Below are 12,399 nucleotides of genomic sequence, written 5' to 3'. Positions count from 1 at the left end.
TGCGCCGCCGCGGACTGGCTGCACGTGGCGCGGCGGCTGCATGCCGTGCAATGTCCAGGCTTCGGTGTATGCCAACGGAGGAGCCCGACGGCCGGTCGCGTGGGGCATCGTCGACACCACGCTGCATTAGAACGGCGGGCGTCCTTCTATCTATCGCCACAGAGCGCATCTGCTCCACGACGGCATCGAACGACTGGCCGCCTTCCCCAGGCGCAAGACTTGACTGCGAGCGCGAACTGCTCGCCTCCCCGGCCCTGCCGACTCTCTTTTCAGCTCGCGATCTCCCAGACCGGTCAATGCCCGTCATATTCCGTCTCCGTTATAGGCGAGAATGTGTTGTCTATGCTATTGAGGCTGATGTCGCTGAGCCCTCGTGTACCAAGGCTGTAATGAGTGCATCGCGCCTCGTCAGCTTCACCAAATGTGCGTGTGGTGCGCATCGGGTGGGCCACCAATCAGTATACTAGGATTTGCACCGTCATCTTCCGTTGCCATCAGGGCCGGTTAGGCACGGCAGGTCTAGATAGATAGGTTGACTGACGATTAGCTGACGGAGAGTTCTCCTGGACGCGCGAAATTCGACCTGGCTCAAGCGTGCCCTTGATGAAAACAACCTAGGGCCGCCCACCTGGCAGCTGCGAATGCGCCGGATCAGATCGTCTGGCTTGCGGAGGCGCTGTCACTCATTGGCATGCAGAGCTTGGAACCGGACAGATGTCGCCCGTTCTGACACGGGCTGCCTCTGCGGTCGGCCTGAATTCACGCCCGATCCGCTCATGTAGCAACGCCCCTGGATCTCTGTCGTGTTGCCTCACGTAATTTTGTTACCGCTTGCCTCATCGAGAATGTTACCCGCTCGCCCGGCATGCGGGGTTAAGATCATTATATGGCGGTAGGATATTTGCCTCGCCGATGAGCCGCTGCACGGCTTGTTGTCGCCATGCCCTTACTCGCTTCTGCAGGTGTAAAGCTGTCGCAAGCTATATCGCCCCGGGTAACGGACCTGGAACTCGACGAGCAGTTCAAGCGCGGTCTGATCCGGGTGTTCTTCCAAGCATTGCGTCATCTCCTCCCCAATGATCCTTGAACGTATCGGGACGTCGGCCACGCGGTTTGTCGCTGAGCAGACGATACGTTTTGGGCCCGATGACAACGCGGCGCGCGCGAGCAGCCTCACGCCAGACGGCCACGCGCCGGGCGAAGGTCTTGTATTGCTTGCGGGTGAATCGACCTGGAAACTGGATACACAGCTCTTCGAAGAGCTGCATGGCATTGATGTTGGGGAGTTCCTCCAATCGACGACACGCGATCGGCCATGCCATGCGGAGCGCCTGGATCCGACCTTGGCCAGGTTCGGCGTAGACCGGCTTTGGCTTCTCCGATTTCTTCGTTGGCGGCGCTGCGGTCGCGGGTGGGATCGCCAGCTTGGGCGCGGCGTTGCGCTGTCGACCCTGGTCTGGCGCAGGTCGGTATCTGAAAACGCTTTGGCCACCGCAGGGCTCAGCTCCCGCGCCCTCAGCCCGCCACGTGTGGGAAAGCTGGGAATCTCCGCGTGGCGGCTCCATAGAGTTGTATCGTAGCAAGCAAGCCTCGGACCTGGCGCTACGCTGGAAAAAGTCGGGCTCCGGGCAGGCCCGATCCCCGTGGCAGAAGCGCAGTACCCACATTTGCCACTTTGCAGGAGCCCGAGCCCTGCGCGATTGTATTTTCCGGTAGCCCGCTTTTTGTCCAGAGTCGTCAGGTTCTCGAAAGCTCCCGCTCATAGCTTGATTTTCTAGGCGTCGCCGCCAATGGAAACGGATACAGGAGTACCTGATGGTCGCAGCAATTGGGAGTGGAATTGGCAACTTCGTTTCCTTGTCCCGTAGGGGGCATGGAGGTCCGAGCGGCCAACCGCACCAACCATCCACCGACCTTTCTGGGCATAACAGGCCTGTTGGCGGGAGTGATGGTCATAATAGGCCTGTTGGCGGGAGTGATGGTCAAAACAGGCCTGTTGGCCGGAATGATAGGGTTGAAGGTCCCACTATTTCTGCGGATGGCTCGCAAGATATGACTGAAGCCTTCGAAGAAGTCATGCGCTCCGTTGCGCTAACTATTTTCAACGATGCCATGGCTGATGCTGAAGAGGCTATGGCAGACACTGAAGAGGATGCCTGACGCTGGATGGTCCGGCGTGAGGAGGTGTGTGCCGTGGTGACGGCGCAATATGACAGAAAGGGAATAACATGCCTAATATCTCGAATATAAGTACTCTTGGTTCTTTTGCTGGTACTGGGGCTTCAATGGGGAGAAGCGCCCTTGACCAAGCCACCGGGGCTGCTGTTTTCCACGCGCAAATCCAGGAGCTAAAAAAGGTTAGTGCAGAGGCGACGACTAGAAGCATGGAGCTGCGTTCCCTGACGACCCAGCTCACGACCATCAAGAAAGCCGCTGACGAACGCGTTCAGTAAATTTTCGGAAGCGGGGCTCTAATATTGCCTCGCCGCGTCACGCTGATGGCGTGACGCGTATCGAAATGAGCCGCATGGCAATTGCCGTGCGGCTTTTTATCCGTGATTGAGAGATCCTTTGTGGACCACGCCGATTCCCTCCATTTCGAAGTGCTTTCGGGGCTCTATTGCGGACTGACCGGCAAGATTGCTCTCGAGGGCAGCGTAATCGGGAGCGGCTTCGACGCCGATGTCATCTTTGTCGAGCAAGGACTGGCACCGCATCATCTTCGTATAACTCTTCTTGGCAATTCGATCGAGATCGAGGCGCTTGCAGCCGGACTCAGCATCGAGGGTAAGCGGAATATTGCCCCGGGCGAGTGCGTTGTGGCGTCCCTTCCTGTCGTCGTTCTCGTAGGCGAGATGTCCATTCTCTGGTCGGTGCTGGATGCTGCGCCAACTCGTTCGGTCGGCATACCACGCCTCTCGCTCCGTATGCTCGCCATGATCATAGTCAGCTCTCTAGGGATCGGCACGGCATCAGCCATTTTCTCCTATAACGGGGACGGTGATGCATCGAGCCCCAATTTATCCAGTGCCGAACATGAGCCCAAGCTGACCAGTCATCCCGCCAACGACCAGATTGCAAAGGCAGCGGCCAAAGAGCTGCAGGAGGAAGTCGATAGGGCGGGCCTTGCCAATATTAAGGTTGGCTCCGCAATGGATGCTGTGACCGCAGAGGGCACCGTCACGTCTGAATCGGTCATCAGTTGGCAGAAGCTTCAGCAGTGGTTCGATCATCGCACCAAGGGCACTCTAACGCTGGTCAATGGAGTGCTGATCAAAGAGGAAAGGGCGCCATCCGGATTGGCCGTTGAAGCTGTTTGGCATGGTCCCGAACCGTATCTTGTCATCGACGGCGAGAAGTATTTTGTCGGCGCCGTTCTGGATGATGGATGGATGGTCGATCGGATCGAGGACCGACGTGTGCTGCTGAGCCGCAATGGGCGCGTTGCCGCTCTCCCCTATTAGATCTGCAGGCCCTATTGCGCAAAATGCGGTGGTCAGGAAACCATTCTGCCGCGCTCAAAAACCTGCGACAGACTTAAACAGTTGCTGACCAGCCATCTTCGCGCCTTTCTATACATGCACAGCCTGCCGCTGACGGGCCGCCCATGTGGACGAGGCGCCCTAGGATTTCGAAATCTACGCTTCACTGGTAGCAGCGGAATAATTCTCAGGCGATCGTAAAGGATCCTCGATGGTCAACGTCCTGCGTAACTTCATCAAGCGTGCCCCGGCCAACCCGGACTTAATGGTCGCGTCGATCCTGCTTCTCGCTATCGCTATGATGATCTTTCCTATCCCGGTCGTGGTGGTCGACGCGCTGATAGGATTCAATATGGGACTGGCCATCCTGCTGATGATGGTTGCCCTGTATGTCAGTACCCCACTAGATCTTTCCTCTTTGCCCGGCGTCATTTTGCTGTCCACGGTATTCCGCCTGGCGCTTACGGTCGCAACGACGCGACTGATCCTAGCCGAGGGGGACGCAGGCAGCATCATCCACACGTTCGGCGATTTCGTGATCTCGGGCAATATCGTGGTGGGCTTTGTCATATTTCTGATCGTCACCATGGTGCAATTCATGGTCCTCGCGAAGGGCGCCGAACGCGTAGCAGAAGTGGCGGCGCGGTTCACGCTCGACGCTCTGCCGGGTAAGCAAATGGCGGTCGACGCAGAACTGCGTAACGGCCACATCGATGCCGCCGAATCTCGCAGGCGGCGCGCCGCATTGGAGAAGGAGAGCCAACTCTACGGCGCGATGGATGGCGCGATGAAATTTGTGAAGGGCGATTCCATCGCCGGACTGGTGGTTATCTTCATCAACATGGTGGGTGGAATTTCGATCGGCTTGCTCTCGAAGGGCATGTCCTTCGGCGAGGTGGTGCATCACTATACGCTGCTCACGATAGGCGATGCGTTGATATCGCAGATTCCGGCTCTGCTGCTCTCAATTACAGCGGCGACCATCGTCACTCGTGTGACTGGGGCGGCGAGGGTCAACCTTGGTACCGAAATAGTCAATCAACTCACGGCCAGTACGCGAGCGTTGCGGCTGGCAGCTTGCGTCTTGCTTTTGATGGGGTTCGTTCCTGGCTTCCCTATGCCCGTCTTTCTGATGTTGGCCGCACTCTTTGCCGGAATAAGCATTGTCAAGGATGATGTGCTTGGCGCCGCCGATGTCGACCGGACGAGTGCAGCTGCAGCAGAGACCCAAAAGCAAGCCGCGCCCGTGGAGGATTCTCCGATCGCTTTCTTCCTTGCGCCAAGCCTGATGCACGCTATTGAGCAAGTCGAATTGCAACAGCACATTGCCCGCGTTTCTCAACTGGTCTCAGCCGATCTAGGCATTGTTGTACCCCAGATCCCAGTCTCGGTCGACCAGCAGCTGCCCGAGTCGCAATTCCGGATAGATGTCGAGGGGGTGCCAGTGGAACAGGATGTGTTCGATCTGAGCCAGCCAACGCTCAAAGACGACGAGGCCAACGTTGAATCGAGCGGTGTTCCCTTTCGGCGTGATCCAGAAACGGACAGAATCTTAGCCGAACAAAACCGTGCACCAGCTCTCAAGGGCGCCGGCATCGAGCATTACGGTCCCAGCGAAGCACTCGCGTTGCGCGTTCGTGCAACGTTGACCCGCTACGCGCCGCGTTTGATCGGCATCCAAGAGACCGGCCAATTGCTAAGCCGAATGGAGCAGGAATATTCTGATCTGGTCAAAGAGGTGCTGCGCACGACGCCAATCCCTCGGATTGCCGATGTGCTGCGCCGCCTCCTGGATGAAGGCATCCCGATCCGTCATACCCGCCTCCTCTTGGAGGCGTTGGCCGAATGGAGCGAACGTGAGCAAAACGTCGCCCTGCTCACGGAATATGTTCGCTCAGGTTTGAGGCGGCAGATCTGCCACCGTTATGCCAACGCAGAGGGCATCGTGCTCGCCCTGATCATCGAACGTGAGAGTGAGGACGTGATGCGCAATGCGGTTCGAGATTCGGCTGCAGGCCCTTATCTCGTACTAGAGGATCGGCAAAGCGAAGCGCTGCTGCTACAGATGCGTCAGACCCTTGCCAACACGACGCAGGGTCAGGCCCGCCCTATCGTTTTAACTTCAATGGATGTGAGACGCTTCGTCCGTGGCTTCCTCACCCGACACGGGATCGATCTTGCCGTGCTGTCCTATCAAGACCTCGCCTCCGACTTTACAATTCAACCCGCCGGCTCCATCAGACTCCCGACAGGATTTGACAGTGGAGCGTTGGAGTAAAGCGCAATATTCGCCTGGCCAACAACTGAATGTCGTATCACCTCCGATCATTGGGAACCAAATATGAATCCAAACGAGAACATAGTACCAACGTTTATGCCATTTCGCCGCTACTCACTTCTCTACGCCGTACTTGCCATCCTGCTTCTCGGCGGTTGCGCGACGGATAAGGCCGCTCTTTCAGTGAAGGAGACTTCGTCCCCAGAGTTGCTCAATGCCAATCAAATTGATCCGGCTATGCGCGAACGCATACTGCGCGCGGTCGGTCAGGATGCTCAAGAGCGCGCTTTACGGGACGAGCTGAAGCAGCACCCGGACAATGTCGATGCGGCGATCGGTCTTACGAACGCCTTGGTGGCGCAGAAGCGTGCGCATGAGGCGCTTCAGGTCGTCGACAGCGTCTTAGTTGCAGCGCCGGGGAATTTGCGTGCACTGAACGCGAAAGGAGTAATCTTGGACATTGAGGGGCGACATGACGCGGCACAGGTGCTGTATCGGCAAGCTCTCGAAACAGAGCCAGGGAATGAGATGGTGCGCCACAATTTCGATCTGTCGCGTGCCTTTGCTGGGAAGTCCGAACCGAGGACGTTGACGCGATCGCGATAGCTGTGCGCAGGTCATGCGCGGCGCATCGTAGCGGTCGCCCGCCTGCTGGATTCATCTGAAGACTGGCGTTGTGCAAGCACTAGGCCGTGGTGAGCGACTCGCGCCCGCGTTTTGCCACATCCCGCTTGCCTTTTGCGGCCCGATGAAAATGGCCGCCTCGACAGCAGGAGGAACGACATGAACACCGTCACCCTCATCGGCATCGACCTGGCGAAGCGCGTGTTTCACGCCCATGGCGGGCACGCCTACGGCAGCGTCGCATTCCGGAAGAGAATGACGCGCGCTCAGGTCCTCCCGTTCTTGGCCCGACAGCCGACCAGTATGGTCGCCATGGAGGCCTGCGCGCCCACGAATGGGGCCGGGCAATTCGGGAGTTGGCCACGAGGTGAGGCTCATCCCGCCCAGCTACGTCAAGCCTTATGTAAAGTTATGCTCACCTGACCATAACTTGATTAGGACTAACCCGCTCCGCAACCGCGGAGCGGCAAGGAAGCGATACACCGACGGCGCAGTCTTGCGTCGTCCGTGGCGTCATGCATGCAAAAGGAGCTCCAACTGCGCAAGCATGGGGTGGCTCCTTGCAGCCCATTCCATCGGACATAGGTGCTATGCCGCCGGCTTGCGCATCTCGGAGGCTGTGCAGCTGAAGCCCACCGACATCGACAGCCAGAGAATGGTCGTCCGCGTCGAGCAGGGCAAAGGCCAGAAGGACCGCTACGTGATGCTGTCGCCCAAGCTCTTGGAGATCCTGCGCAACTATTGGAAGGTGCGCCGGCCAGAGGCGTGGCTCTTCCCCGGCGATCGTGCCGGCCAGCCGATCACCAGGGATGCGGTGGGACAAGCCTGCGCGAAAGCGCGCGACCTCTCCGGCTTGTCCAAACCGGTCACGCCGCACAGTTTGCGGCACGCCTTTGCCGTCCATCTGTTGGAGGCCGGCGCCGAGGTGCGCACCATTCAGCTGTAGTAGCTTGGACTTGATCGGACAGTTGGCGTCCGGAGATCGGTCGGCTCCACCTGTCGGATGGGATCAGGCGGCGATCAATTTCTCCCTCGCCAGCGGCACGGCGTCAAGGAAGGTCTGCCTTGGCGTCTTGCCGAAGCACCAGCGGCCCTGGTGCGGGCGCTCTTCATTATAGGCTCTGACCCAGGCGTCGAGATCGGCCTACAGCTCGGCGATCGACCCGTAGATCTTCTTGCGGAAGGCGACCCGATAGAACTCGTCCAGCACCGTCTTGTGGAAGCGCTCGACAATTCCGTTCGTCTGCGGGTTCTTGGTCTTGGTTCTGGAATGGTCGACATCCTCGACCGCCAGGTAGAGCTCGTATTCGTGGTGTTCGGGATTGCCGCAATATTCGGTGCCGCGATCCGTAAGCACCCGGCAGAGCTTCACCTCCTGGGCGTCGTAGAACGGCACCACCCAGTCATTGAGCAGGTCGGCCGCGGTGATGGGCGTCTTGCGGTCATAGAGCTTGGCGAAGGCGACCTTGGCGTAGGTGTCGATGAAGGTCTGCTGATAGATACGCCTGACGGGGACTGATGGGGTTGTCTAATCGCGGCAGGGCCGTCAAGTATCTTCGCGCTTTGAGATGCGTTTGCCGGGGACACGGTTGTCTTCGCAGTCGACATCAGTCGCCGCATGATGGAGTTCGCGGGAGGAGCCTTCAATGTGGACGACGCACTTTGCTGAGTCAGCGGTGCAACCCCATCAGCGGAATGGCTCGCCCCCACGTCCCGGCAGGGACGTCTCAGGCGCTCAGATCTTGAACGCTATCCGCAAAATTTCATGTTGTGGCTCCTGCGTTCCGATCAAAGAGCTCGCCAGTCTTGAGCATCGCATGCATGGTGACCGCCAGTTTGCGCGCTACGGCAACGGCGGCCCGTTTGAAGCCGATCCTCTCGCGGAGCTTGAGACCCCATGTGCGCAGGGTGCTGTTGGCTGAGCTGCGGGTCAGAATGACTGTCGCCGCCTCGTAGAGGAGTCCTCGCAAATGGCGGTCTCCGCGTCGGGATATGTGGCCGTCATAATCGACCTCTCCCGATTGGTAGCGGCGGGTTGTCAAACCAAGCCAGGCGCCAACCGAGCGGGACTTCTTGAAGTTGTCGGGCTCCTCAATGGCGGTGACGAAAGAGGTTGCGGTGATCGTGCCGACGCCGAGGATCGACATGAGCATGCGGCAGGCCTGGCTTTGACGCGCATCCGCGACGAGCTGACGCCCGAGTTCGGCAGCACGGATGCGCATGCTGCGCCAAGCCTCCAGCATCGGCGGCACGATAGGAGCGAGCCGATCCTGATCTACAAGAAGGCTCCGGACATTCTTCTCGAATGTGCTTCCCTTGCCCGCAGGAACAAGCAGCCCGAACGTTTTCATGAGCCCACGGATATGGTTCGAGAGTTCGGTCGTGATCCGGACCAGCCGGGCGCGTGCCGCCACGAGCGTGCGCATCAGCATGCTGTCGAATCTTTTCACCCGAATTTCTCGGAAGAACCCTACTTCTGCAAGATGCGCCAAACCGTCAGCGTCGTTCGCGTCGGTTTTGTTCGGCGCCATATCGAGCGCAGCTTTGGCATGGCGCGCATCGATACAGATCGCCGGCAACCCCTCGGCACGCAATGAATGATAGAACCACACCGACAGCGGCCCGGTCTCGAACACCACGCGTTTTGCGGCTGGCGCTCGCTTGCGGATAAGGTTGGCAATGATCTTGGGGTCTGAGGCGCACACCCCACGCCAGACGCGCTTGCCTTCCCGGCGGATCGATACCGCCGTCTCTTTCATCGACACGTCGAGACCGATATATTCTTCCATGGCTGTTCTCCATTCGATGTTGGGCCCGGCGTCAGGTCGTGACCTTGGCCAGGTTCGGCGTAGACCGGCTTTGGCTTCTCCGATTTCTTCGTTGGCGGCGCTGCGGTCGCGGGTGGGATCGCCAGCTTGGGCGCGGCGGATGGACCCGCAATAGGAGCTCGTGTGGAGACCTTTTGAAGGCTTCGTAGATATAGCGGTTTTGCTTCAGTTGAGAATGTCGGACGGATTTCGCCGGCGTGCCAGGCGCTTGATAGGCTTGCCACGAATGCCGCCAAGTTAGGCGGCTCGGATGTCGTCGCAGGCGGTACTTCGCCGTCAGCCAATGCTGCCAGATAAGCCTGCACAGCACGCATCTCCTCCAGAAGCTTTAGCGGATCGAGGCTGGCGGCGATCTCGCTCAACTTGCTCTTGGTAGCCATCGGCACACTTTCCGCTTGCAGGAGACGCTCGCAAGGCGTTTGTGGCGGATGATACCGCTTTGTCACCTTCGCCCCGTCGCGATGTTTGGCAGCCAGCTTGAACGATGGCTGAAAGAAGTTCACGAACAACCTCGATGCGGCGTAGAGACGCGTGATCGCCCGGGCCGCCGCCAAACCTTCGAAGCGCCGATAACCCAGTATCTTCCGCACAACGGCGCCATTTTTCTGCTCTATCCACGCTTGATCGTTCTTGCGGTAGGGCCGCGAGCGCGTGAGTTCGATGCCGTGACCAAGGCAGTATTCGATCAGCTTGTTGTTGACGAACTCGCTACCATTGTCCACGTCCAGCGCCCTCAGAGCGAAGGGCAAGCCCGCACGGATATGATCGAGCGTTTCAACCACCAGGGTGCCTTCTCGAACGACGATGGGCGCAGCCTCCGTCCATCCGCTGGCGATATCGGTCAGAACCAGACTATGAACGTAGCTGCCGCGGTTGACCTCCCCGCAATGAGCCACCAGGTCCATTTCCATGCTGCCGGGAAGCGGCTCGTTCCAGTCAGCAAAGGTGCGCATTTTGATGCGCCGCCGCGGCTCTGGCACAACTCTTGGCTTTTTCGTACGGCCCGTGCGTCTCGGCATCTGGAGCAAGCGGTCGATCGTGGCGGCGCTCATCGACAGGATTTTGTCGCGTAGCTCCTCCTCGAGCCTCAAATGTCCATTCCGTTCCAACGCAGGCAGGAGAATGGGCAGCAAAGCCTTCAGGCGCTTGCCGCAAACCCGATCAGACGCTTCCCACAGCACGATCAAGGCCCCTCGAGCCGCCTCATCATAGATTGAAGACCGTCGACGAGTCTGCCGGCGCTTCGGTTCCGATGAACTGTTGAGGACACGGATCGCGGATTTTTCGTGATACCCTGTAGCCGCGATGAACTCCTCCAGGATCCGGCGTCTGTCCTTGTTCGCTGCGGCCGCATAGCGATCCCGGACTGCATTGGCGAGCTCCCTGCGCATGGCATGCGTCATCTTCATCTTCATGATCCCTCCCTCATGGCGAGGGCATCATGCCGGAATGCGACTTCACGGGTAACATTTTAGGTGAGGCAATGAAGCCGCTCGGTAACACGCTACGTGAGGCAATGCCCGGCCTGTCACCAAGGGCAGATGATTGTCATCGAAGTCTTCGACGGCGTCACCGGACCACCGCCATACTGGGATACATCATGAAGGTGGCGCTCGGCTTTCTTCGTCATCGTCGGATCGTTCGGCCGGAAACCGAGCCGGTCCCGCCAAGATGTGCGCCGTCACCTCCCGGCCCCCTCCGGCAGGGCGCGGCGCCGGTCCTCACCTTGCCGGGACCGATATATCCGCGTCGCTTCGGCGTACGCGACCCCCGCAGTCGCCGCGTCCGCCGCATCCCGCGTCCACGCGATGCCTCTTTCGTCGGTGCGGCCTCAATTGAACGCCCATAGCGGCCACCCGTGCCGGCGGCTTAGCCCAACACGTTTTTAGCTCACCGTCGCGATCCACCGCAGCGCGCTCTCGCCACCCGCCTTCCTGCGCGACGCCAAGCTAAAAACGCTCTGCATAATCACGAGCTCCCCATAATGTGGAGGAGCTCGTGATTAGTAAATCGCCAGAAGAACGACACCGCCGATGTCGAGGCCATAGCTGAGGCGGGATCACGACCGACGATGCGGTTCGTGGCGGTGAAAACGGAAGAGCAGCAGGCGAGGTCGATGGTATTCCGGACGCGCGACCTCTTGGTGCGCCAGCGCACGCAGCTGATCAACGCCCTGCGCGGGCATCTTGCCGAACACGGCGTCATCGCACCGCGAGGTCCGGCTCACCTGAAAACCTTGGCTGCCGTGATTGATGCCGACCGAACCTACGATGGCCCAACTGGTCCTCGATATTGGTCGCGTCAGGTCGATCGGTTGAGCCGCGAAGTTGCCGAGCTGGAGAAAATCCTTCGCGGCGAAGCCCAGTGCGGGGGAGGATACACGCCGCCTTCAGACCACGCCGGGAATCGGCCCGATCACGGCCATGGCGGTGGAAGCGTTTGCGCGCCCAATGTCGACCTTCAAGCGCGGTCGCGACTTCGCTGCCTGGCTGGGTCTGGTGCTGGTTCACATTTGACAGGCGGAAAGCAGCGGCTCGGCCGCACGTCGAAAATGGGCCAGCGGGACACCCGACGGCTGCTGATCATCGGTGCCATGTCCGTCATCCAGTGGGTCTCCCGCCGCGGTGCGCGGCCCGGCTCATGGCTGCTCGGATGCTGAATCAGAAACCATTGATGCTGGTTGCCATGGCGTTGGCCAACAAGATGGCTCGTTCGGTGTGGGCGATGGTGACAAAGAAGGAGGATCACCGGGATCTTGGCAGCGCGGCAGCATGAGCACGCACTCGGCGACTGCGAAGCCATGATGGGCGGCATGTGAGGACGTCGTGAACGTCTAGGGCAAATGATCGGTCTGATCGGCATCAGGAAAACCACCGAGGCTCCAAGAGCGAAAGCTCGTTGAGTTGATTGCGCCTGATCCGCGGATCTCCATGACGGCCAGCGGCACCTCCAACGCCGCATCACTGGTCTGACACATGACCGCACCCGATCATCGCAAGATCGCATCACGATCCGCCGGAAGACTCGATATCGAGTCACGCCGCGATGCAAGATGATCCATGCGGCTTCGATTCTGCGCGGCAATGAAGGACACCTGATCTTCGAAGATCCGCCCGGTCCCACATGGTCCGTCAACGCTTGGGAACAGATTGTCGGTCGTTATCCAAGACAAGCGTGAGAATGCGCT

General features: G+C 59.4%; 6 protein-coding genes and 4 pseudogenes. 6 read left to right on the top strand and 4 right to left on the bottom strand.

The window, feature by feature from the left end; genetic code table 11:
* Nucleotides 1-1,022 precede the first annotated feature (1,022 nt).
* Nucleotides 1,023-1,322 carry a hypothetical protein gene (locus ABVK50_RS04290; RefSeq protein ID WP_353642693.1) on the bottom strand — a complete coding sequence of 100 codons (300 nt, stop codon included), beginning with the start codon at nucleotides 1,320-1,322 and terminating at the stop codon, nucleotides 1,023-1,025.
* 1,251 nt (nucleotides 1,323-2,573) lie between these two features.
* On the opposite strand from ABVK50_RS04290, the gene ABVK50_RS04285 reads away from it, so the two are divergent.
* The 5 genes and pseudogenes from ABVK50_RS04285 to ABVK50_RS04265 form a co-directional block, all read left to right on the top strand.
* Complete coding sequence (locus tag ABVK50_RS04285) at nucleotides 2,574-3,464, top strand: hypothetical protein (RefSeq protein WP_353642694.1); 891 nt, start codon at nucleotides 2,574-2,576, stop codon at nucleotides 3,462-3,464.
* A gap of 229 nt (nucleotides 3,465-3,693) precedes the next feature.
* Complete coding sequence (sctV, locus tag ABVK50_RS04280) at nucleotides 3,694-5,760, top strand: type III secretion system export apparatus subunit SctV (RefSeq protein ID WP_353642695.1); 2,067 nt, start codon at nucleotides 3,694-3,696, stop codon at nucleotides 5,758-5,760.
* 63 nt (nucleotides 5,761-5,823) lie between these two features.
* Nucleotides 5,824-6,366, top strand: a complete 543-nt coding sequence (locus ABVK50_RS04275) for a tetratricopeptide repeat protein (RefSeq protein WP_353642696.1) — start codon at nucleotides 5,824-5,826, stop codon at nucleotides 6,364-6,366.
* 177 nt (nucleotides 6,367-6,543) lie between these two features.
* Nucleotides 6,544-6,793 (top strand): annotated as a pseudogene (locus ABVK50_RS04270) (IS110 family transposase); the annotation flags it as partial.
* Between the two features lie 177 nt (nucleotides 6,794-6,970).
* Nucleotides 6,971-7,327, top strand: a pseudogene (locus tag ABVK50_RS04265) (tyrosine-type recombinase/integrase); the annotation flags it as partial.
* 66 nt (nucleotides 7,328-7,393) lie between these two features.
* Here ABVK50_RS04265 and ABVK50_RS04260 read toward each other — a convergent pair.
* The 3 genes and pseudogenes from ABVK50_RS04260 to ABVK50_RS04250 form a co-directional block, all read right to left on the bottom strand.
* Nucleotides 7,394-7,894: pseudogene (locus ABVK50_RS04260) on the bottom strand (integrase core domain-containing protein); the annotation flags it as partial.
* A 253-nt stretch (nucleotides 7,895-8,147) separates the two neighbouring features.
* A complete protein-coding gene (locus ABVK50_RS04255; protein WP_353642697.1) occupies nucleotides 8,148-9,173 on the bottom strand; it encodes an IS110 family transposase in 1,026 nt (341 codons plus the stop codon).
* Entirely contained in the window at nucleotides 9,140-10,627 is a 1,488-nt protein-coding gene (locus tag ABVK50_RS04250) for a DDE-type integrase/transposase/recombinase (RefSeq protein ID WP_353642698.1), read from the bottom strand. Before ABVK50_RS04250 ends, ABVK50_RS04255 begins: the two co-directional genes overlap by 34 nt.
* Nucleotides 10,628-11,214: 587 nt before the next feature.
* Here ABVK50_RS04250 and ABVK50_RS04245 point away from each other — a divergent pair.
* A pseudogene (locus ABVK50_RS04245) lies at nucleotides 11,215-11,987 on the top strand (IS110 family transposase); the annotation flags it as partial.
* Between the last annotated feature and the right edge of the window lie 412 nt (nucleotides 11,988-12,399).

Source organism: Mesorhizobium sp. WSM2240, from assembly GCF_040438645.1.
Taxonomy (GTDB): Bacteria; Pseudomonadota; Alphaproteobacteria; order Rhizobiales; family Rhizobiaceae; genus Allomesorhizobium.
The sequence above is the reverse complement of the archived record's forward strand: the minus strand, read 5'-3'. Positions and strand labels throughout refer to the sequence as shown.

Coding starts and splice junctions, on each gene's coding strand:
- ABVK50_RS04290 (WP_353642693.1), bottom strand. CDS start 1,322: ATGGCATGGCCGATCGCGTGTCGTCGATTGGAGGAACTCCCCAACATC.
- sctV (WP_353642695.1), top strand. CDS start 3,694: ATGGTCAACGTCCTGCGTAACTTCATCAAGCGTGCCCCGGCCAACCCG.
- ABVK50_RS04275 (WP_353642696.1), top strand. CDS start 5,824: ATGAATCCAAACGAGAACATAGTACCAACGTTTATGCCATTTCGCCGC.
- ABVK50_RS04255 (WP_353642697.1), bottom strand. CDS start 9,173: ATGGAAGAATATATCGGTCTCGACGTGTCGATGAAAGAGACGGCGGTA.
- ABVK50_RS04250 (WP_353642698.1), bottom strand. CDS start 10,627: ATGAAGATGAAGATGACGCATGCCATGCGCAGGGAGCTCGCCAATGCA.